Origin of the sequence: Streptomyces sp. NPDC026092 (assembly GCF_040638605.1) — a bacterium.
Taxonomy (GTDB): Bacteria; Actinomycetota; Actinomycetes; order Streptomycetales; family Streptomycetaceae; genus Streptomyces.
The window spans coordinates 1-19,436 of sequence record NZ_JBEZYN010000013.1 but is presented as its reverse complement, the minus strand read 5'-3'; the positions used below and the strand labels follow the sequence as shown (position 1 = coordinate 19,436).

The 19,436-nt window shown below is 70.3% G+C and carries 13 protein-coding genes, 1 tRNA gene, 1 rRNA gene and 1 pseudogene; 4 read left to right on the top strand and 12 right to left on the bottom strand.

Annotation, left to right across the window (positions count from 1 at the left end):
* Window positions 1–2: 2 nt before the first annotated feature.
* Window positions 3–812, top strand: coding sequence for a DNA-formamidopyrimidine glycosylase family protein (locus AB0F56_RS21635; RefSeq protein ID WP_362012055.1), 810 nt, complete (start codon window positions 3–5; stop codon window positions 810–812).
* Window positions 813–882: 70 nt separating this feature from the next.
* Complete coding sequence (locus tag AB0F56_RS21630; RefSeq protein ID WP_362012052.1) at window positions 883–1,647, top strand: SDR family NAD(P)-dependent oxidoreductase; 765 nt, start codon at window positions 883–885, stop codon at window positions 1,645–1,647.
* Here AB0F56_RS21630 and AB0F56_RS21625 read toward each other — a convergent pair.
* The 8 genes and pseudogenes from AB0F56_RS21625 to AB0F56_RS21590 all read right to left on the bottom strand — a co-directional run bounded on the left by AB0F56_RS21625 (window position 1,595) and on the right by AB0F56_RS21590 (window position 9,467).
* Window positions 1,595–1,843 carry a hypothetical protein gene (locus tag AB0F56_RS21625; RefSeq protein ID WP_362012049.1) on the bottom strand — a complete coding sequence of 83 codons (249 nt, stop codon included), beginning with the start codon at window positions 1,841–1,843 and terminating at the stop codon, window positions 1,595–1,597. The two genes, AB0F56_RS21630 and AB0F56_RS21625, sit on opposite strands and share 53 nt — an antisense overlap.
* 100 nt (window positions 1,844–1,943) lie before the next feature.
* Window positions 1,944–2,420: a DNA starvation/stationary phase protection protein gene (locus AB0F56_RS21620; RefSeq protein ID WP_362012046.1), complete on the bottom strand. Its 477-nt coding sequence runs from the start codon at window positions 2,418–2,420 to the stop codon at window positions 1,944–1,946.
* A gap of 184 nt (window positions 2,421–2,604) precedes the next feature.
* Window positions 2,605–2,988, bottom strand: a complete 384-nt coding sequence (locus AB0F56_RS21615) for a helix-turn-helix transcriptional regulator (RefSeq protein WP_126887636.1) — start codon at window positions 2,986–2,988, stop codon at window positions 2,605–2,607.
* 109 nt (window positions 2,989–3,097) lie between these two features.
* Complete coding sequence (locus AB0F56_RS21610; RefSeq protein ID WP_362012043.1) at window positions 3,098–3,607, bottom strand: CinA family protein; 510 nt, start codon at window positions 3,605–3,607, stop codon at window positions 3,098–3,100.
* Window positions 3,604–4,431, bottom strand: a complete 828-nt coding sequence (pgsA, locus tag AB0F56_RS21605; protein WP_362012040.1) for a CDP-diacylglycerol--glycerol-3-phosphate 3-phosphatidyltransferase — start codon at window positions 4,429–4,431, stop codon at window positions 3,604–3,606. The genes AB0F56_RS21610 and pgsA overlap by 4 nt, the downstream gene beginning before the upstream one ends.
* The gene (gene rimO, locus AB0F56_RS21600; protein ID WP_362012037.1) at window positions 4,428–5,930 is read right to left on the bottom strand and encodes a 30S ribosomal protein S12 methylthiotransferase RimO; all 1,503 of its coding nucleotides are present in this window, start codon (window positions 5,928–5,930) and stop codon (window positions 4,428–4,430) included. Before rimO ends, pgsA begins: the two co-directional genes overlap by 4 nt.
* A gap of 73 nt (window positions 5,931–6,003) precedes the next feature.
* Window positions 6,004–6,831, bottom strand: coding sequence for a helix-turn-helix domain-containing protein (locus AB0F56_RS21595; RefSeq protein WP_362012034.1), 828 nt, complete (start codon window positions 6,829–6,831; stop codon window positions 6,004–6,006).
* A 229-nt stretch (window positions 6,832–7,060) separates the two neighbouring features.
* Window positions 7,061–9,467 (bottom strand): annotated as a pseudogene (locus AB0F56_RS21590) (DNA translocase FtsK).
* Window positions 9,468–9,492: 25 nt separating this feature from the next.
* Between AB0F56_RS21590 and AB0F56_RS21585 the strand changes: the two are divergent.
* The gene (locus AB0F56_RS21585) at window positions 9,493–9,711 is read left to right on the top strand and encodes a hypothetical protein (protein WP_362012466.1); all 219 of its coding nucleotides are present in this window, start codon (window positions 9,493–9,495) and stop codon (window positions 9,709–9,711) included.
* Between the two features lie 104 nt (window positions 9,712–9,815).
* Here the strand turns inward: AB0F56_RS21585 and AB0F56_RS21580 are convergent, their stop codons facing one another.
* Window positions 9,816–10,490, bottom strand: a complete 675-nt coding sequence (locus tag AB0F56_RS21580; RefSeq protein WP_315893446.1) for a response regulator — start codon at window positions 10,488–10,490, stop codon at window positions 9,816–9,818.
* Window positions 10,491–10,731: 241 nt separating this feature from the next.
* Window positions 10,732–16,230 carry a HAMP domain-containing protein gene (locus AB0F56_RS21575; RefSeq protein WP_362012031.1) on the bottom strand — a complete coding sequence of 1,833 codons (5,499 nt, stop codon included), beginning with the start codon at window positions 16,228–16,230 and terminating at the stop codon, window positions 10,732–10,734.
* 270 nt (window positions 16,231–16,500) lie between these two features.
* On the opposite strand from AB0F56_RS21575, the gene AB0F56_RS21570 reads away from it, so the two are divergent.
* On the top strand, window positions 16,501–19,152 hold the full coding sequence (locus tag AB0F56_RS21570) for a SpoIIE family protein phosphatase (protein ID WP_362012028.1): 2,652 nt from the start codon (window positions 16,501–16,503) through the stop codon (window positions 19,150–19,152).
* Between the two features lie 109 nt (window positions 19,153–19,261).
* Here the strand turns inward: AB0F56_RS21570 and AB0F56_RS21565 are convergent.
* Window positions 19,262–19,337 (bottom strand) — tRNA-Thr (locus tag AB0F56_RS21565).
* A 4-nt stretch (window positions 19,338–19,341) separates the two neighbouring features.
* Window positions 19,342–19,436 (bottom strand): 5S ribosomal RNA (gene rrf / locus AB0F56_RS21560); the annotation flags it as partial.

Here is a 19,436-nt window from a genome sequence, read left to right as displayed (position 1 = left end):
CCATGCCCGAAGGAGACACGGTCTGGCGGACCGCCCGCAGCCTGCACACGGCCCTCGCGGGTCGCGTCCTGATCCGGTCGGATCTGCGCGTGCCCCGGTTCGCCACCGCCGATCTCACCGGCCGCTCCGTCCTGGACGTGACCCCCCGCGGCAAACACCTCCTGACCCGGTTCGACGGCGGTCTGACCCTCCACTCCCATCTACGGATGGAGGGCGCCTGGCGCGTGTTCGCCACCGGGGAGCGCTGGAGCGGGGGCCCGGCGCACGAGATCCGGGCGATCCTCGCCAACGCCGAGCACACCGCCATCGGCTACCGCCTCCCGGTCCTGGAACTCATCCGCACGGCCGAGGAGGAGAACGCGGTCGGCCACCTGGGCCCCGACCTCCTCGGCCCGGACTGGGACCCGGCGGAGGCCGTCCGGCGTCTCACCGCCGACCCCGCCCGCCCCCTCGGCGAGGCCCTCCTCGACCAGCGGAACCTCGCGGGCATCGGCAATGTGTACAAGTCCGAGCTGGCCTTCCTCGCCGCCGTCACCCCCTGGCTCCCGGTCGGCGAGCTCCCTCCCGGCATCCCCGAACGCCTGGTCGCCACCGCCCACCGCCTCCTGGAGGCGAACAAGGACCGCCCGGACCGGCGCACCACCACGACCCGCCACCCCGCGCACCACCTCTACGTGTACGGCCGCGAGCACCGCCCCTGCCTGCGCTGCGGCACCGAGGTCCGCCGCGCCGGCCCCACGGCCCACCGATCCGCACCCGACGACCGCGTCTCGTACTGGTGCCCGGGCTGCCAGAAGGGCCCCACGGCCTGACCTCAACGGCCCCCGATCAATCCGCACCCACCAATTGACGGACCGTCAGATCCAGTCGTACGGTCCGCTCATGGCCCTCACGGCGTACGACTTCACCGGCCGCACCGCCTTCGTCACCGGAGCCGCGAGCGGTATCGGTCGCGCGACCGCCACGCTCCTGGCCCAGGCGGGCGCCACCGTCCACTGCGCGGACCGCGACGAGCCCGGCCTCCACGAGACCGCGAAGCTCGTCGGCGAGCACGGCGGCACCGCGCACACCCACGTTCTCGACGTCACCGACCGCGCGGCCCTCGCCACGGCAGTCGCCGGCGCGGGCCCGCTGCACACGATGGTCGCCGTCGCCGGGATCATGCACACGAGCACCGTCCTGGAGACCCGCGACGATGACCTGGACCGCGTCCTCGCAGTCAACTTCAAGGGCGTCCTGTACGCCTGCCAGGAGGCCGCCCGCTCGATGATCGCGACCGGCACCCGCGGCTCCATCGTCACGATGGCCTCGGGCGCCATGGACACCGCGAGCCCCGGCCTGCTCTGCTACAGCGTCACCAAGGCAGCCGTCGTCCAGCTGACCAAGACGCTGGCCACCGAGGTCGGGCAGCACGGCATCCGGGTCAACGCGATCGCCCCCGGCTGGATCCGTACCCCCATGACCGACCGGCACGAGCCCGCGGCCCAGGAGCAGGCGGAGGCGGCCATGGCCCGACGCTCCCCCCTGGGCCGGGTGGGCGAACCGCAGGACATCGCCCACGCGGTGCTCCACCTCGCGTCCGACGCCGCCGCCTTCACGACGGGTCAGATCCTCCGCCCCAACGGCGGCGTCGCGATGCCGTGGTGACCCGTGCGGCGGACGCCGTCACGTGCACCGGCAGCAGACTCAGCCCCCAGCCGCCGGCCGCGACCGCCCCTTCGACCAGCCCCGACTGCTCGGGGACCAGCACCAGTCGCAGCACCGCCCACCACCACAGCCCGCCGGCCGCGAGGCCGCCCGTCACCCACCCGAGCGTCCCCAGCGCAACCCGTCGCCGTACCATGGCCGCCTCCTGCGGTCGACGCTAGACCGGCCGTATCACCCTGCGGGAGGGCGCACGGGAGGCAGCCCCGGCGCACGAGCCGCACAGCGCGGGCGCCACGCTAGGCGCTCTCGGCCTGGAACATCCAGGCATGCTTCTCGAGATCGGCCGTCAGACCGATCAGCACGTCCTGGCTGATCGGGTCGGGGTCACCGGTCTCCTGGATGCGCTCCCGCATCCCCACGATCACCGCGTCGAGCGCCTGGACGAGGATCGCGACCGCGTCCTTGTCCTTGATCCAGCCGTTCGCCACCGCGACCGCCCCCACCGCACTCGTCGAGGCGACCGTCGCGGATCGCCCGTCCGGGTTCACGCCGATCGCCGAGGCGCGCTCGGCGACGACATCGGAGTGCTGACGGGCGGTGAGCACGACCTCGTCGAGCTGCAGATGGATCGAGCGGAACCGGGGTCCCACCACGTTCCAGTGCACCTGCTTGGCGACCAGGGCCAGATCGACGAGGTCGACCAGCGCTCCCTGCAGTGCGGAGCCGACCGTCTTCAGGTCGGCGTCGGACAGGGGGCTCTTGACGACAGACATACGGAATCTCCAACCAGTCGCACGTTCTCCCCACGATGCACGAAGCACTAAAACGGGGCATCTCGGAACAATCCGTAACCGCACAACCGAGTTCAACCGAGTTCAACCGAACTCAACCCGGAAACGACGAAAGCCCCAGTCGATGTCCGCACGGGACACCGACCGGGGCTTCGCCCACTTCGGTTCAGGCAGCGACGACGTCCACCGCTTCCGCGGGCGCCTTGATGGTCACCCGCTCGGTGGGCACACCTGTCACCGACGTCACCGACACCGAATTGAGCATCGGGCGTACCGGCGCCGGCACCGGTTCGCTCGCCGCTGCCGACTCGGCCAGTTCGGCCAGCGACAGCTCGTCGCTCACTTCACGCATGAGCTCGGACATCCGTACGTCAAGCGCGTCGCAGATCGCGGAGAGCAGCTCGGAGGAAGCCTCCTTCTGCCCCCGCTCCACCTCGGAGAGATAGCCGAGCGAAACTCGGGCGGACGAGGAGACTTCGCGCAGAGTACGGCCCTGGCGCTGGCGCTGCCGACGCAGCACGTCACCCAACAGGCGACGGAGCAGAATCATCGGTGGCTCCCTCCTCGGACCGCGTAGCCGCATCCTTCACGCCCCACCGTACCGCCTCGCGCTGCGGCCGTGCGGGGAGCGATGTCGTGTTCACTCAGGGCTGCAAACATCAATTCCCCCCGTTCTGTTCCGTATCCTGTGCGCGCCCATTTCCCGAGAGTTCGTCGCCGAGCAGTTCCAGCACGCTCCGTACGCTCTCTCTACGGATTTCCGCACGGTCGCCGTTCAACCGCAATGCGACCACTTTCCCGGCGCCGACGGGCCCCGCCACCGCCACGTAGACCGTGCCGACGGCCTGGCCGTCCTGCGGATCGGGCCCGGCGACACCGGTCGTCGCGACGCCCCAGTCGGCGCCGAGCCGGACCCGCGCACCCACCGCCATCTGCAGCGCGACGTCGGGGTTCACCGCGCCGTGCTCACCGAGCAGGAACTCGTCGACACCCAGGAGATCCCGCTTCAGGGCCGTCGCGTAGGCCGTCACGGACCCGCGGAAGACTTTTGATGCCCCGGGCACCGAAGTGAGCTCCGCGGCCACCAGACCGCCCGTGAGGGACTCCGCCGCGGCGAGGCTCTGACCACGCTCCGCAAGCAGCTCCAGCACGCGGGCGGCCCGGTTCATCGCGCCGACCCCGCAGCGGGCCCCGCCGTGGAGGCGTCACTCGTCGGCGCCCCTGAGTCCTCAGGACCGCTCGCCGGCCCCGGCACGGGCTGCGGCGCACCCTCGGAAGCCTCACCGGAACCACCCGAAGCGCCGGCAGCACCAGCAGCAGCGCCACCCGAACCACCGGCAGCACCCGCCGCCCGCTCCTCGGCGAGCCCCCGGCGCCGCAGGACGATCGCCTGCCGGACGTAATCCAGACCGGTGACGACCGTCAGCACGACGGCCACCGCCATCACCCAGAAGCGCAAGGTGGCGAGTGGACCGGTCAGCACCAGCACGTACATCCCGACCGCCGTGCCCTGCGCCAAGGTCTTCATCTTGCCGCCGCGACTGGCCGGAATCACCCCGTGCCGGATCACCCAGAACCGCATCAGCGTGATCCCGAGCTCTCGCGCGAGGATCACGATCGTCACCCACCACGGCAGGTCTCCGAGCGACGACAGGCAGATCAGCCCGGCCGCCATGATCGCCTTGTCGGCGATCGGGTCGGCGATCTTGCCGAAGTCCGTGACCAGGTTGTACGTCCGCGCCAGATGGCCGTCGAAGACGTCCGTGATCATGGCGACGGCGAACGCGGCCCAGGCCCAGGCGCGCCAGACGGGGTCATGACCGCCGTCCTGGAGCAGCAGCACCACGAAGGCGGGCACGAGCACCAGCCGGATCATGGTGAGGATGTTGGCGATGTTCCACAGGCCGGCCTGATCGACCGCCGCGGAGCCCAGCTTGCCGCCGGGCGCGGGCCTACCGGTCCCGCCCGTCGCGGATGCCGGGACTCCGGTCATCTGCCCGCCTCCTCGAAAAGACACTCGGCCACCAGGTCGACGCCTTCCGTCGCCACGACCTTCGCCTCGACGATACGGCCAGGAGTCAGCTCCCGGCTCGCGGCGGAGTCCGCGGTGATGACGACCTGGCCGTCCGTCTCCGGCGCCTGGTGCGCCGCGCGGCCGATCACGCCGTCCTCGTCGTCGACCGATTCCACCAGTACTTCCAGGGTCTCTCCGATCCGCTCCTCCGCACGCTGGGCGGTGAGCTCCTCGGCAAGCCGGGAGAGGTGGGCGAGCCGCTCGTCGACGACCTCCTGGTCGAGCTTGTGCTCGTACGTGGCGGCTTCGGTGCCGTCCTCGTCGGAGTAGCCGAAGACGCCGATGGCGTCGAGCCGCGCGTGGGTGACGAAGCGTTCCAACTCGGCGAAGTCCGCCTCGGTCTCGCCGGGGAAGCCGACGATGAAGTTGGACCGGGCACCGGCCAGCGGGGCCTTGCCGCGGATGGTCTCCAGGAGCTCCAGGAAGCGGTCGGTGTCGCCGAAGCGGCGCATGGCCCGCAGCACGTCGGGGGCGCTGTGCTGGAAGGACAGGTCGAAGTACGGGGCGACCTTCTCGGTCGACGTGAGGACGTCGATCAGGCCGGGCCGCATCTCCGCGGGCTGGAGGTAGCTGACCCGGACCCGCTCGATGCCGTCGACGGCCGCGAGCTCGGGCAGCAGGCTCTCCAGGAGGCGGATGTCGCCGAGGTCCTTGCCGTACGAGGTGTTGTTCTCGGAGACCAGCATGACCTCCTTCACACCCTGCTCGGCGAGCCAGCGCGTCTCGTTGAGGACGTCGGAGGGCCGCCGCGAGACGAAGGAGCCGCGGAAGGACGGGATGGCGCAGAACGAGCAGCGGCGGTCGCAGCCGGAGGCGAGCTTGACCGAGGCGACGGGGCTGCGGTCCAGGCGGCGGCGGAGCGGGGCACGCGGCCCGGAGGCCGGCGCGATCCCCTCGGGCAGGTCCGCCGGCACGTTCTCGGGCGCCTCGACGGGCGCCTCGACGGTGCCGTGGCCCGGCAGGGCCACCGCGGCGGCGGCCTCCTGGCGCTCCACGGGGGACAGCGGCAGCAGCTTGCGGCGGTCGCGCGGGGTGTGGGCCTCCACGCTGCCGCCGCTGAGGATGGTCTGGAGCCGGTTGGAGATGTCGGCGTAGTCGTCGAAGCCGAGCACACCGTCGGCCTCGGGGAGGGCGTCGGCGAGTTCCTTGCCGTACCGCTCGGCCATGCAGCCGACCGCGACGACGGCCTGGGTCTTGCCGTGATCCTTCAGATCATTGGCTTCGAGGAGGGCGTCGACGGAGTCCTTCTTGGCGGCCTCGACGAATCCACAGGTGTTGACGACGGCGACATCGGCTTCCCCGGCGTTCTCGACGAGCTCCCAGCCGTCCGCTGCCAAGCGGCCTGCGAGCTCCTCCGAGTCCACCTCGTTACGGGCGCAGCCAAGAGTGACAAGGGCGACGGTACGGCGTTCGGGCATGGACTCAAGACTACTTCGTCCCGGCCGTACCCCCGCCGCGCAGGGTTCACCTGCGCGACGGTCGCCGGCGGGATCATCCGGCCTCGGGGTCGCCCTTGGCGTAGGAGAGCCGCTCGACGGCACCCGATTCGAACTTCTCTTCGATCTTCTTGCCGTTCACGAAGAGCTCGATCGCACCGGCGTTGCCGAGGATCAGGTCGACCCGCTCGTCGTCCTGGAAGGTCTTGGACTCGCCCTCGAGCAGGAGCCCGTCGAAGAGCAGCTTGCCGTTGCTCGCCTTGGCCGAGATCCAGCTCTTGTCGTTGGTGGCGGTCAGCTTGACCGTGACCTTGTCCTTCGGGACCGCCGCGATGGCGCTCGGCACCGGGCGCGGCGGGGCGGTGGTCGGCTTCGTGGTCGGAGAGGTGGTCTTCTTCTCCGGAGCCGGGCCCTCGGCGACGGCACCGGCGCCGTCCGTCGTATCGGTCCCGTTGAACATCGTGAAGCCGACGAAACCGACGACGGCCACGATCGCGGCGACCATCGCCGCGGTCCAGTTGGGGCGGCGCGGCTCGGGGCGGATGCGTTCCGCCTCGAACAGCGGCGCCGCGGGGGTGGGCGCGGGCCGTCCGCCGTGGTCGGCGTCGTACTGCTCGATCAGTGGCGCGGGATCGAGTCCGACGGCGCGGGCGAGCGTGCGGATGTGCCCGCGGGCGTAGACGTCTCCGCCGCAGCGGGAGAAGTCGTCCTCCTCGATCGCGTGCACGATCGGGATGCGGACCCGCGTGGAAGCACTGACCTCGTCGACGGTGAGACCGGCGGCGATCCGGCCCTGCTGGAGGGCGCGACCGATCGAATCCCGGTCGTCTGCCGGGAAGTTCCGGTCGTCTTCGGGGGATTCGGGGGAGTTGCCGATGGACACGAGAGCGCCTTTCGAGCGTGTAACCACCTGCTGGATGCTCAGTCTATGGGTGGTACGAAAGGGTGGGGCAACCGGGCATACGCTGTTTGTACGCCATGAGGCTGGGACATCATGCTGTCCCTCCCTCCAACTTGACGTACGCCCAAGGGAAACGGTTGCCCAAGTTCCCTTACGAGTGAGTCTCGGCCAGGTCTCGTTATGGCCAGGGCCGCCGCCCGGGGCACGGGCCCTACTCCGTACTCTCCCCCCGGATGACGGCGAGCACCCCGTCCAGCTCGTCCGGCTTGACGAGCACGTCCCGCGCCTTGGACCCCTCGCTCGGCCCGACGATGTTCCGCGACTCCATCAGGTCCATCAGCCGCCCGGCCTTGGCGAAGCCGACCCGCAGCTTGCGCTGGAGCATCGAGGTGGAGCCGAACTGCGTGGAGACGACCAGCTCGGCGGCCTGGCAGAGCAGGTCCAGGTCGTCGCCGATCTCCTCGTCGATCTCCTTCTTCTGCTTGGTGCCCACGGTGACGTCGTCCCGGAAGACCGGCGCCATCTGGTCCTTGCAGTGCTGGACGACGGCCGCGACCTCGGCCTCCGTGACGAACGCGCCCTGCATACGGACGGGCTTGTTCGCGCCCATCGGCAGGAACAGTCCGTCACCCTTTCCGATGAGCTTCTCGGCTCCGGGCTGGTCGAGGATGACCCGGCTGTCGGCGAGCGAGGAGGTCGCGAACGCGAGCCGCGAGGGCACGTTCGCCTTGATCAGACCGGTCACGACGTCCACCGAAGGCCGCTGCGTGGCGAGCACCAGATGGATGCCGGCCGCACGCGCCAACTGGGTGATCCGGACGATCGCGTCCTCGACGTCCCGCGGCGCGACCATCATCAGGTCGGCCAGCTCGTCCACGATCACCAGCAGGTACGGATACGGCTTCAGCTCGCGCTCGCTGCCCTCGGGCAGCTTGACCTTGCCGTTGCGGATGGCCTCGTTGAAGTCGTCGATGTGCCGGAAACCGAACGCGGCCAGGTCGTCGTAGCGCAGGTCCATCTCGCGCACCACCCACTGCAGCGCCTCGGCGGCCCGCTTGGGGTTGGTGATGATCGGCGTGATCAGGTGCGGGATGCCCTCGTACGCGGTGAGCTCGACCCGCTTGGGGTCGACGAGCACCATCCGGACGTCCTCCGGGGTCGCTCTTATCATGATCGACGTAATCAGGCAGTTGATGCACGAGGACTTTCCGGAGCCGGTGGCGCCGGCGACCAGGACGTGCGGCATCTTCGCCAGGTTGGCCATCTCGTAGCCGCCCTCGACGTTCTTGCCGAGCGCGACCAGCATCGGATGGTCGTCCTCGGCCGCCGCCGCGAGCCGCAGCACGTCGCCGAGGTTGACCATCTCCCGGTCGGAGTTCGGGATCTCGATGCCGACCGCGGACTTGCCGGGGATCGGCGAGATGATCCGTACGTCCGGGGAGGCCACGGCGTACGCGATGTTCTTGGTCAGGGCCGTGATCTTCTCGACCTTCACGGCCGGGCCGAGCTCGACCTCGTACCGCGTGACCGTCGGCCCGCGCGTGAAGCCGGTGACGGCCGCGTCGACCTTGAACTCGCTGAAGACGTTGGAGAGCGACTCCACCACGGCGTCGTTCGCCGCGCTGCGCGTCTTGCCGGGCCCGCCGCGCTCCAGGAGGTCGAGCGAGGGGAGCGCGTACGTGATGTCCCCGGACAGCTGGAGCTGCTCCGCGCGCGGCGGTGACGTCGCGGGTGAGGCCGGCGACCAGCGGCGAGGGCGGCATGCCGTTGAGCACGGCCCCGTCGAGGGCGGCGGCCGCCGCGGCGGCCACGTCCACGGCGTCCATGGGCCGGTCGAAGGCGGGCTGCACCGAGGGCCTGCGCGGGCGCCTGCGCCGGGTGAGCGCCTCCTCCTCGGCCTGGTCGACGTCGTACACCTCCGGGGAGCCGGAGGGCGTGCGCCGGGCGCGCGAGGCGGGCTGCGGGCCGGTCTCGCGCCAGTCGTCCTCGTACGCCTCCGCGTCGGCCTCGGGGTCGTACGCCGGCTCGACCAGACCGAGCCGGGCGCCGAGGGCGCGCAGCCGCTGCGGGATGGCGTTGACGGGCGTGGCGGTGACGACGAGCAGCCCGAAGATCGTGAGCAGCACGAGCAGCGGTACGGCGAGGACCTCGCCCGTCATGAAGATCAGCGGCTTGGACGCGGCCCAGCCGATGAGCCCGCCGGCGTCCTGCATGGCCTCCGTTCCCTCGCCCCGGCCGGGTGACCCGCAGGCGATGTGGACCTGCCCGAGCACCCCGATGACGAGGGCGGACAGGCCGATGACGATCCGCCCGTTGGCCTCCGGCTTCTCCGGGTAGAGGATCAGCCGCACGCCGATCGCGCCGACCAGCAGCGGCACGAGCAGGTCGAGCCGGCCGAACGCGCCGGTGACGAGCATCTCGACGAGGTCGCCGACCGGGCCGCGGAGGTTGGACCAGGTGCCGGCGGCGACGACCAGGGCGACGCCGAGCAGCAGCAGCGCCAGGCCGTCCTTGCGGTGCGCGGGATCGAGACCCTTCGCTCCGCGCCCTATCCCCCGGAACAGCGCGCCCACGCCGTGCGCGAGGCCGAGCCAGAGCCCGCGCGCCAGCCGGTACACGCCACCGGTCGGTGAGGGCGCGGGCTTGGGCGCCGGCTTCTTCGCGGCGGCCTTCTTGGCGGGCGCGCGCTTCGCGGGCGCGGCTTTCTTCGCCGCGGTCTTCTTCGCGGGCGGCTTGGCGGGCGCCGCTTTCTTCGCGGCGCCGCCGCTCGTACGGCCGGCGCGCGGCTTCGCGGTGCCCGCCGCGCCCTGGGAACCCTTGCCGGACGTACGTGAGGCCATGATGCTGAGGTTACCGGTGTGAGCCGCGCGGGACACGTGCCATCCGGGCTCACCCGTTCGTGTCGTCCGTACCAGGGCGTGCAACTGACGCCCGCTCACCGCGGGCGGTCACACCTTGACGCCACGTCAGCTCTGCGAAGGCAGCACGGGCGGTCCGCCCGCACCGGGCTCCAGGGCGTCCAGGGCCCGCCGCAACCCCGTGAGCTTGCGCTCCAGATGCGCGGCGGTCGCGACGGCCGCGGCGTCGGCCGAGTCGTCGTCGAGCTGCTTGGACAGCGCCTCGGCCTGCTCCTCGACCGCCGCGAGGCGGGCGGAGAGCTCGGCGAGCAGCCCCGCCGACTCCTTGGCGTGGCCGCCGGAGCCGCCGCCCTCCAGCTGGAGCCGGAGCAGAGCGGCCTGCTCGCGCAGCTGGCAGTTCTTCATGTACAGCTCGACGAAGACCGAGACCTTGGCGCGCAGCACCCACGGGTCGAACGGCTTGGAGATGTAGTCCACCGCGCCCGCCGCGTATCCGCGGAAGGTGTGGTGCGGTCCGTGGTTGATCGCGGTGAGGAAGATGATCGGGATGTCCCGGGTCCGCTCACGCCGCTTGATGTGCGCGGCGGTCTCGAATCCGTCCATTCCTGGCATCTGGACATCCAGCAGAATGACCGCGAAGTCATCGGTCAGCAGCGCCTTGAGCGCTTCCTCCCCGGACGATGCCCGCACCAGCGTCTGATCGAGCGCGGAGAGAATGGCCTCCAGCGCCAGCAGATTCTCCGGCCGGTCATCGACCAGGAGGATCTTGGCCTTCTGCACCATGCCCCGTCCTCCTCGCCCCGGCATCGGCTCTCCCCGACTCGCCGAGCCGAGGGAAGCACCGGGCGCCGCCCCAGAAGACGACTCCCATGCGCCGTCCGTCCTTGTGCCGGTCATGGTAGCCGCACCCCGCCTGTCGCCACACCCTGTCACCACGATGTCACTGTGCACGTAGCAGAAACGTGGTGAGAGACCAGAAGGTTCCCCGAATCCCGCCCTCTCACACGCCCGCGGCGACAGTGCGTCAACAACCCTCGCTTCCGTTGCCGCGCATCCACTCCTCCATCACCGACAGCAGGTGATCGGGGTCGACCGGCTTGGTGACGTAGTCGGAGGCGCCCGACTCGATCGCCTTCTCCCGGTCGCCCTTCATCGCCTTCGCGGTGAGCGCGATGATCGGCAGCCCGGCGAACTGCGGCATCCGGCGGATCGCGGTCGTCGTCGCGTATCCGTCCATCTCGGGCATCATGATGTCCATCAGAACGACCGTCACATCGTCGTGCTGCTCCAGGACTTCGATGCCCTCCCGCCCGTTCTCCGCGTACAGGACCGCGAGTCCGTGCTGCTCCAGGACGCTGGTGAGCGCGAAGACGTTACGGATGTCGTCGTCCACGATCAGCACCTTCTCGCCGCCGAACAGGAACGTACGGCGCGGCTCGGCCTCCACCCGGTCCTCGTCGGCCCCCTGCTCGCCCTGACCGCCACGGGCCGGCTGGCCCGGCAGCGCCGGCTGCCGCTCGTCGTACGCGGACTGCTGCACCGCCTTGCGCCGGTGCCGGAACAGCGCCCCCGCGCCGGAGCGCAGATCGGCCGCCATCGGCGTGGGCGGGAACGGCGGCAGGATCTCGTCGATCGAGCCGTCCTCCAGACCCGTGCGGGGGTCCACCGTCCCCTGCTCCCCCGGCCCGTAGCCGTGCGGGGGCAGCTCGCTGGGGCTCAGCGGCAGGTAGAGCGTGAACGTGGAGCCGCGGCCCGGCTCGCTCGCCGCGTAGATCTCGCCGCCGAGCAGCCGCGCGATCTCCCGGGAGATCGACAGGCCCAGGCCCGTACCGCCGTACTTGCGGCTGGTCGTGCCGTCCGCCTGCTTGAACGCCTCGAAGATCACCCGCATCTTGCCCGCGGCGATCCCGATGCCGGTGTCCGTCACCGAGAACGCGATCAGATCGGCTTCCGGGTCGCGCAGCGAACCGGACTCCAGGAGCTGCTCCCTGATCGACTGCGGTACGTCCGTCCCGGCCGGCCGGATGACCAGCTCCACGGCGCCCGAGTCGGTGAACTTCACCGCGTTGGACAGCAGGTTGCGCAGCACCTGGAGCAGGCGCTGCTCGTCGGTGTGGAGCGTGGCGGGCAGCTCGGGCGAGACCCGGACCGAGAAGTCGAGCCCCTTCTCGGCGGTCAGCGGCCGGAAGGTGGCCTCCACGTAGTCGACGAGCTGGACGAGCGCGATACGGGTCGGCGATACGTCCATCTTGCCCGCCTCGACCTTGGACAGGTCGAGGATGTCGTTGATCAGCTGGAGCAGATCGGAACCGGCGCCGTGGATGGTCTCGGCGAACTCGACCTGCTTGGGCGACAGGTTGTGGTCCGCGTTGTCGGCGAGCAGCTTCGCCAGGATCAGCAGCGAGTTGAGCGGAGTCCGCAGTTCGTGCGACATGTTGGCCAGGAACTCGGACTTGTACCGCATGGAGACCGCGAGCTGTTCGGCCCGCTCCTCCAGGACCTGCCGGGCCTCCTCGATCTCGGTGTTCTTCACCTCGATGTCCCGGTTCTGCCGGGCGAGCAGCTCGGCCTTCTCCTCCAGCTCCAGGTTGGAGCCCTGGAGCTCCTTCTGCCGGTGCTCCAGCTCCGCCGAGCGCTCGCGCAGCTGCTCGGTCAGCTCCTGGGACTGCTTGAGCAGCACCTCGGTCTTGGTGTTGACGCTGATGGTGTTGACCGTGGTGGCGATCAGCTCGGCGAGCTGGTTCAGGAAGTCCCGCTGGATCTGCGTGAACGGCTGGAACGAGGCCAGCTCGATCACACCGAGCACCTTCCCCTCGAAGAGGACGGGAAGGACGATCACATGCGCCGGGGCGGCCTCGCCTAGCCCGGAGGAGATCTTCAGATAGCCCGGCGGCACATTGACCTGGATCGTCCGCTTCTCCTCGGCCGCCGTCCCGATGAGCGTCTCACCGGGCCGGAACGAGGTCGGCATCGACCCGGCCGAATAGCCGTAACTGCCGCGCATCCGCAGCTCGTACGCGTTCTCCCCCTGCCGGCCGAGTTCGGCGCTCGCGGAGACGGTCGGCATCGCCACGAAGAAGGCGCCGTGCTGGGCGGAGACGACCGGGGTCAGCTCGCTCATGATGAGCGAGGCGACGTCGTCCAGATCGCGCCGGCCCTGCATCAGGCCGGAGATCCGGGCCAGGTTGCCCTTGAGCCAGTCCTGCTCCTCGTTGGCGAGGGTGGTGTCGCGCAGGTTCGCGATCATGGTGTTGATGTTGTCCTGGAGCGCCTGGATCTCGCCCGCCGCGTCCACGCCGTCGATCTTCAGGTTCAGATCGCCCCGCGTCACCGCCGTGGCGACGGCCGCGATCGCGCGCACCTGCCGCGTCAGGTTCCCGGCCATCTCGTTCACGGACTCGGTCAGGTCGCGCCAGGTACCGTCGACGTCCCGGACGCGCGCCTGGCCGCCCAGGATGCCCTCCGTACCCACCTCGCGGGCCACGCGCGTGACCTCCTCGGCGAAGGACGACAGCTGGTCGACCATCGTGTTGATGGTGTTCTTCAGCTCCTGGATCTCACCGCGCGCGTCGATGTCGATCTTCTTGGTCAGGTCGCCCTTGGCGATGGCCGTCGTGACGGCGGCGATCTGGCGCACCTGGCCCGTCAGGTTCGAGGCCATCGAGTTCACCGACTCGGTCAGGTCCTTCCAGGTGCCCGAGACACCCGGAACCGTTGCCTGGCCGCCCAGTTCCCCTTCCGTACCCACCTCGCGGGCGACTCGCGTCACCTCGTCCGCGAAGGACGACAGGGTCGTCACCATCGTGTTGACCGTGTCCGCCAGCTCGGCGACCTCGCCGCGCGCCTCGACCGTCACCTTCTTCGTCAGATCGCCGTTGGCGACCGCCGAGGAGACCCGGGAGATGTTCCGCACCTGACTCGTCAGGTTGTTGGCCATCAGGTTGACGTTGTCGCTCAGGTCCTTCCAGATACCGGTGACCCCGCGCACCCGCGCCTGACCGCCGAGGATGCCCTCCGTACCCACCTCGCGGGCGACTCGCGTCACCTCGTCCGCGAAGTTGGACAGCTGGTCGACCATCGTGTTGACGGTCGTCACCAGCTCCAGGATCTCGCCCTTGGCGTCGACGGTGATCTTCTTCGACAGATCGCCCTTGGCGACCGCCGTGGTGACCTCGGCGATGTTCCGCACCTGAGAGGTCAGGTTGTTGGCCATGAAGTTCACCGACTGGGTGAGGTCCTTCCAGGTGCCGGAGACCCCCTGCACCTCGGCCTGACCGCCCAGGATGCCCTCCGTACCCACCTCACGGGCCACCCGCGTCACCTGCTCCGCGAAGCTGGAGAGCTGGTCGACCATGGTGTTGAGGGTGTTCTTCAGCTCCAGGATCTCGCCGCGCGCGTCCACGTCGATCTTCTGCGACAGGTCACCGCGCGCCACCGCCGTGGCGACGCCCGCGATGTTGCGGACCTGAGCGGTGAGGTTCCCGGCCATGCCGTTCACCGAGTCCGTCAGATCCCGCCACACACCGGCCACGCCGGGCACCTGCGCCTGACCGCCGAGCCGCCCGTCCGTACCCACCTCGCGGGCCACCCGGGTCACCTGATCCGCGAACGCGGACAGCTGGTCGACCATCGTGTTGATGGTGTTCTTCAGCTCCAGGATCTCGCCGCGCGCGTCCACGTCGATCTTCTGCGACAGGTCGCCCCGCGCCACCGCCGTCGTGACCTGCGCGATCTGCCGCACCTGGGACGTCAGGTTGCCGGCCATGAAGTTGACGGAGTCGGTGAGCTCCTTCCACGTACCGGAGACACCGTCGACCCGCGCCTGACCGCCGAGGCGGCCCTCCGTGCCCACGTCCCGCGCCATCCGCGTCACCTGGTCGGCGAAGTTCGACAGCTGCGACACCATCGTGTTGACGGTGTTCTTCAGCTCCAGCATCTCGCCGGCCACGTCGACCGTGACCTTCTGCGACAGGTCACCATTGGCCACCGCCGTCGTGACCTGCGCGATGTCCCGCACCTGACCCGTCAGGTTGCGGAACGCGTTGTTCACCGAGTCGGTCAGGTCCTTCCAGGTCCCGGCCGCGCCCGGTACGTGCGCCTGGCCGCCGAGCAGACCCTCGACACCGACCTCCCGCGCGACCCGGGTCACCTCCGAACCGAACGCGGACAGCTGGTCCACCATCGTGTTGACGGTGTTCTTCAGCTCCAGCATCTCGCCGGCCACGTCGACCGTGACCTTCTGCGACAGGTCACCATTGGCCACCGCCGTCGTGACCTGGGCGATGTCCCGCACCTGCGTGGTGATGTTCCGGAAGACGGTGTTGACCGAGTCGGTCAGGTCCTTCCACGTGCCGGCCGCGCCGGGCACCTGCGCCTGACCGCCGAGCAGACCCTCGGCGCCGACCTCGCTCGCCACCCGGGTCACCTCGTCGGCGAACGTCCGCAGCGTCTCGGTCATCTGATTGATCGTGTCCGCGAGCTGCGCGACCTCGCCGCGCGCGCTGACCGTGACCTTCTGGGTCAGATCGCCGTTGGCGACCGCCGTCGTGACCTCGGCGATACCCCTCACCTGATTGGTGAGGTTTCCCGCCATCGTGTTGACGGAGTCCGTGAGGTCCTTCCACACACCGCCGACCCCGGCGACCTCCGCCTGACCGCCCAGCTCGCCCTCGGTGCCCACCTCGCGGGCGACTCGCGTCACCTCGGCGGAGAACGACGACAGCTGGTCCACCATCGTGTTGACGGTGTTCTTCAGCTCCAGCATCTCGCCGGCCACATGAACCGTGACCTTGTTGGAGAGATCACCCCGGGCCACCGCCGTCGTGACGAGAGCGATGTCACGTACCTGCGCGGTCAATCGATACGCCATCGTGTTGACCGAGTCCGTGAGGTCCTTCCACGAACCGGACATTCCACGCACCTGGGCCTGACCGCCGAGGATGCCCTCCGTACCGACCTCGAGTGCGACCCGCGTCACCTCGTCGGTGAACGCCGACAGCTGGTCGACCAGGTTGTTCACCGTCCGGGCGACCTTCAGGAACTCCCCGCGCAGCGGCCGGCCCTCCGGCCCCTCGGACCGCAGGTCCATCCGCTGCCCCAGGTCACCCTCGGCCACCGCCGACAGCACCCGTCCCACCTCGGAGACGGGCCGCGTCATGTCGTCGACCAGCGCGTTCGCGGCCTCGATCGCCGCCAGCCACGCGCCCTCGCTGGGACCGGCCTCCAGACGCTCGGACAGCTTGCCCTCACGCCCCACCATGCGCCTGACCCGCGACAACTCGCCGGTCAGATGCATCTGCCGGTCCGCGACCTCGTTGAAGACGGCGGAGATCTCCGCCATCATCCCGTCGCCGGACACGGTCAGTCGTTTACGGAAGTTCCCGTCCCGCATCGACACCAGGGCGGCCAGCAGCCGCTCCATGGCCGCCGCGTCCACCTGCACCGTCTCACCGCTCCGGGGCCGTCCGCCCTTCGCGCGCGTCGTGCCACCACCACCGCGCCGCGCCGCCGTGCCAGACTCCACCGTGTCCCTCCCGAAGGGGTTGACCGTACTGCCCGGGCCGTCACCACAAGCCTGCCCAGTGTTTCACCGCAGCCGAACCTGGCGATAACAGTTCGGCAGCTTCGCATAGCGTCCCCGTCCCCGTGGGACGGAAACAGTTGCGACCGGCATCCGCTCGGACAGCGAAGGTAAGTAACCTGGCATCCGGCTGTCCAACCGCCCCGGGCCGCCCGGCGGGGGCGGGGTGGCGCGAAACGACCACCGGGCGCAGCGGGAGGGGCAGACCGAACCATGGCGGAGCCGGGCGTCGAGACGCGTACGAGGAGTTCTGTGATCACCGCGCGGGCGGCTGCCACCTTCGACCCGGTGGGGCGGTCCGTCGCGACCGCCCGCGCCTTCGTCCGGGACACCCTCCAGGGCTGGGGGTATGCCGAGGTCGTCGACGACGCCGTCGTCCTGACCAGCGAACTCGTCACCAATGCCGTCATCCACGCCGGCACCGCGGCCGACGTCCTGTGCCTGCGCAGCGAGGACGGCATCCGCGTCGAGGTGGCCGACCGCTACCCCGAACGCGAGATCCCCGTCCAAGGCAGCCGCACCCTCGCCCACCCCGACCGCGAGAACGGCCGGGGCCTGCTCCTGTGCGCCGCCCTCGCCACCCGCTGGGGCGTCGAGTACACGCCCTCCCGGAAACATGTCTGGTTCCAGCTCGATCTGCCCGAGCGCCCGATCGGCACCCGCTCCGCCGGACCGGTCCTCCCCGACGCCCTCCTCCCCACCGCCGACAGCCGCGTCCGCGTCGCCGTCGCCCAGATCGACCGCGGCGGCGCCATCACGTCCTGGAACGAGGACGCCGAGGAGCTCTTCGGGTACGCCGCCGAGCAGGTCACCGGCAAGCCCCTCGGCGACCTTGCCGCCTGGCCGCACACCCCCGGCATCGGCACCGGCCTCGCCGAGGCCCTGCGCCTCTCCCGCTGGGAGGGCAGCTACGGCGTCCGCTGCGCCGACGGCCGCATCATCCCGGTCTACGCCTCCCACCTCCGTGTCCGCGACGCCGCGGGCGAACCCTCGACGGTCTGCCTGCTGGTACGGGAGTACGAACGCGCCATCCTCCAGACCCCGCAGCGCCCCGCGGTATCCGACCCGGGCGCCGAGAACCGCGCCACGGACCCCTTCGAGGTCTTCATCGGCTCCCCGGCCCCCGACGACCTCGACGGCCTCCTGCAGCGCACGGTGGAGCGCGCCCGCGACATGCTCGACGGCGACTCCGCCTTCCTCCTGCTCGCCACCGACGACGAGACCGAGCTGGAGGTCCGGGCCACCACCGGACTCCCCTCCGCCCGCCAGCGCTTCGCCCGCGTCCCCGTGGAGACCGGCGCAAGCCGCTACGGCTCCGCCAGGATGCCGGCCGTCCACGAGGACCTGGCGGCCGTCCCCGGCGCCGTACCGCTCCTCGAAGGCACCGGCATGCGCTCCGTCGTCACGGTGCCGCTCAAGGTCGAGGGCCGCCTCACCGGCTCTCTCGGCGTCGCCGCCGAAGGCTCCAACCGCTACTCCAACGAGGAGGCCCTGCGCCTCCAGTTCGCCGCCGACCGCATCGCGCTCGCCGTCGAGTCGGCCCGCCTCGGCGAGCTCGAACGGCTCCGCCGCGGCTCCCTCAGCTTCCTCGTCGAGGCCTCCGACCTGCTGGCCGGCACCCTCGACCGCGACCAGACCCTGGCCCTCATGGCCCAGATGACCGTCCCGACCCTCGCGACCTGGTGCGCCGTCTACACGATCGCCGACCAGGCCTCGGACCCGTACCTCTCGTACGTTCTGCACGAGGACGAGGACCGCATCGACGGACTCAAGGCCCTGCTGTCCTCCATCGCCCCGCCGGACCCGGTACCCACCCCCGGCGCCCGCGTCTGGACCGCCCCGGGCGAGGCCGCCCACCGCGCCGCGCTCAGCACCTCGATGCGCGAACTCGGCCACGGCAGCGGCCCGTTGTCCGCCGGCATCGACACCACGCTGGCCACGGCCGCCGCGGTCGGCGGCGAGACGGTGGTCCTGCCTCTGGTCGCCCGCAACCGCGTCATCGGCATGCTCACCCTGGGCAAGCCCTCCGACGACCATTTCCGCCAGGAGATCCTGGAGCTCGCGGAGGACCTCTCCCGCCGAGCCGCCCTCGCCCTGGACAACGCCCGCCTCTACTCGGAGCGCATGGCGATCAGCCAGTCCCTCCAGCGCAGCCTGCTGCCGCCCGGCCTCCCCCAGATCGACAACGTCGAGGTCGAGGTCATCTACCGCGCGGCCGGCGAGGGCAACGAGGTCGGCGGAGACTTCTACGACCTCTTCCCGATCCGCGACAACGCCTACGGCTTCGCCATCGGCGACGTCTGCGGTACGGGCCCGGAAGCCGCCGCCGTCACGGGCCTGGCCCGTCACGCCCTCCGCCTGCTCGCCAGGGAGGGCTTCGGCGGCCCGGCTGTCCTGGAGCGCCTGAACGCGGCGATCCTCGACGAGGGCGCCCGCAGCCGCTTCCTGACGCTCCTGTACGGCGAGATGTGGCCCCAGGAGGACGGCTCCGCCATCCTCAAGGTCGTCTGCGCCGGCCATCCGCTGCCGCTGCGCCTGCGCCAGGACGGCACGGTCGTCCCGGCCGCCGACCCGCAGCCGCTCCTCGGCGTCATCGACGACCTGGAGCTGTACGAGCAGACCATCACCCTGGAACCGGGCGATGTCCTCCTCTGCGTCACGGACGGCGTCACGGAACGCCGCGAGGGCACGAGGATGCTCGGCGACGACGGCCTGATCGAGGTCCTCAAGACGTGTACGGGCCTGACGGCCGGCGCGGTCGCCGCCCGCATCCTCCGCGCCGTGGAACGCTTCGCCCAGGAGCCCGCCTCCGACGACATGGCCATCCTGGCCATGCGCCTCCAGGAGCCCCTGAAGGCCATCTGACGACAGAGACGAGCGGGTCCCTGCTCCCTTCGGGGGAGCAGGGACCACATACTTGAACTGAAAACAAAGAAGGCCCCCGCCTGATGGCGGGGGCCTTCTTTGTTTTCTATGGAGCCCTTTAACGGAATCGAACCGTTGACCTTCTCCTTACCATGGAGACGCTCTACCGACTGAGCTAAAAGGGCGGGAGTTCGGCGGCGTCCTACTCTCCCACAGGGTCCCCCCTGCAGTACCATCGGCGCTGAAAGGCTTAGCTTCCGGGTTCGGAATGTAACCGGGCGTTT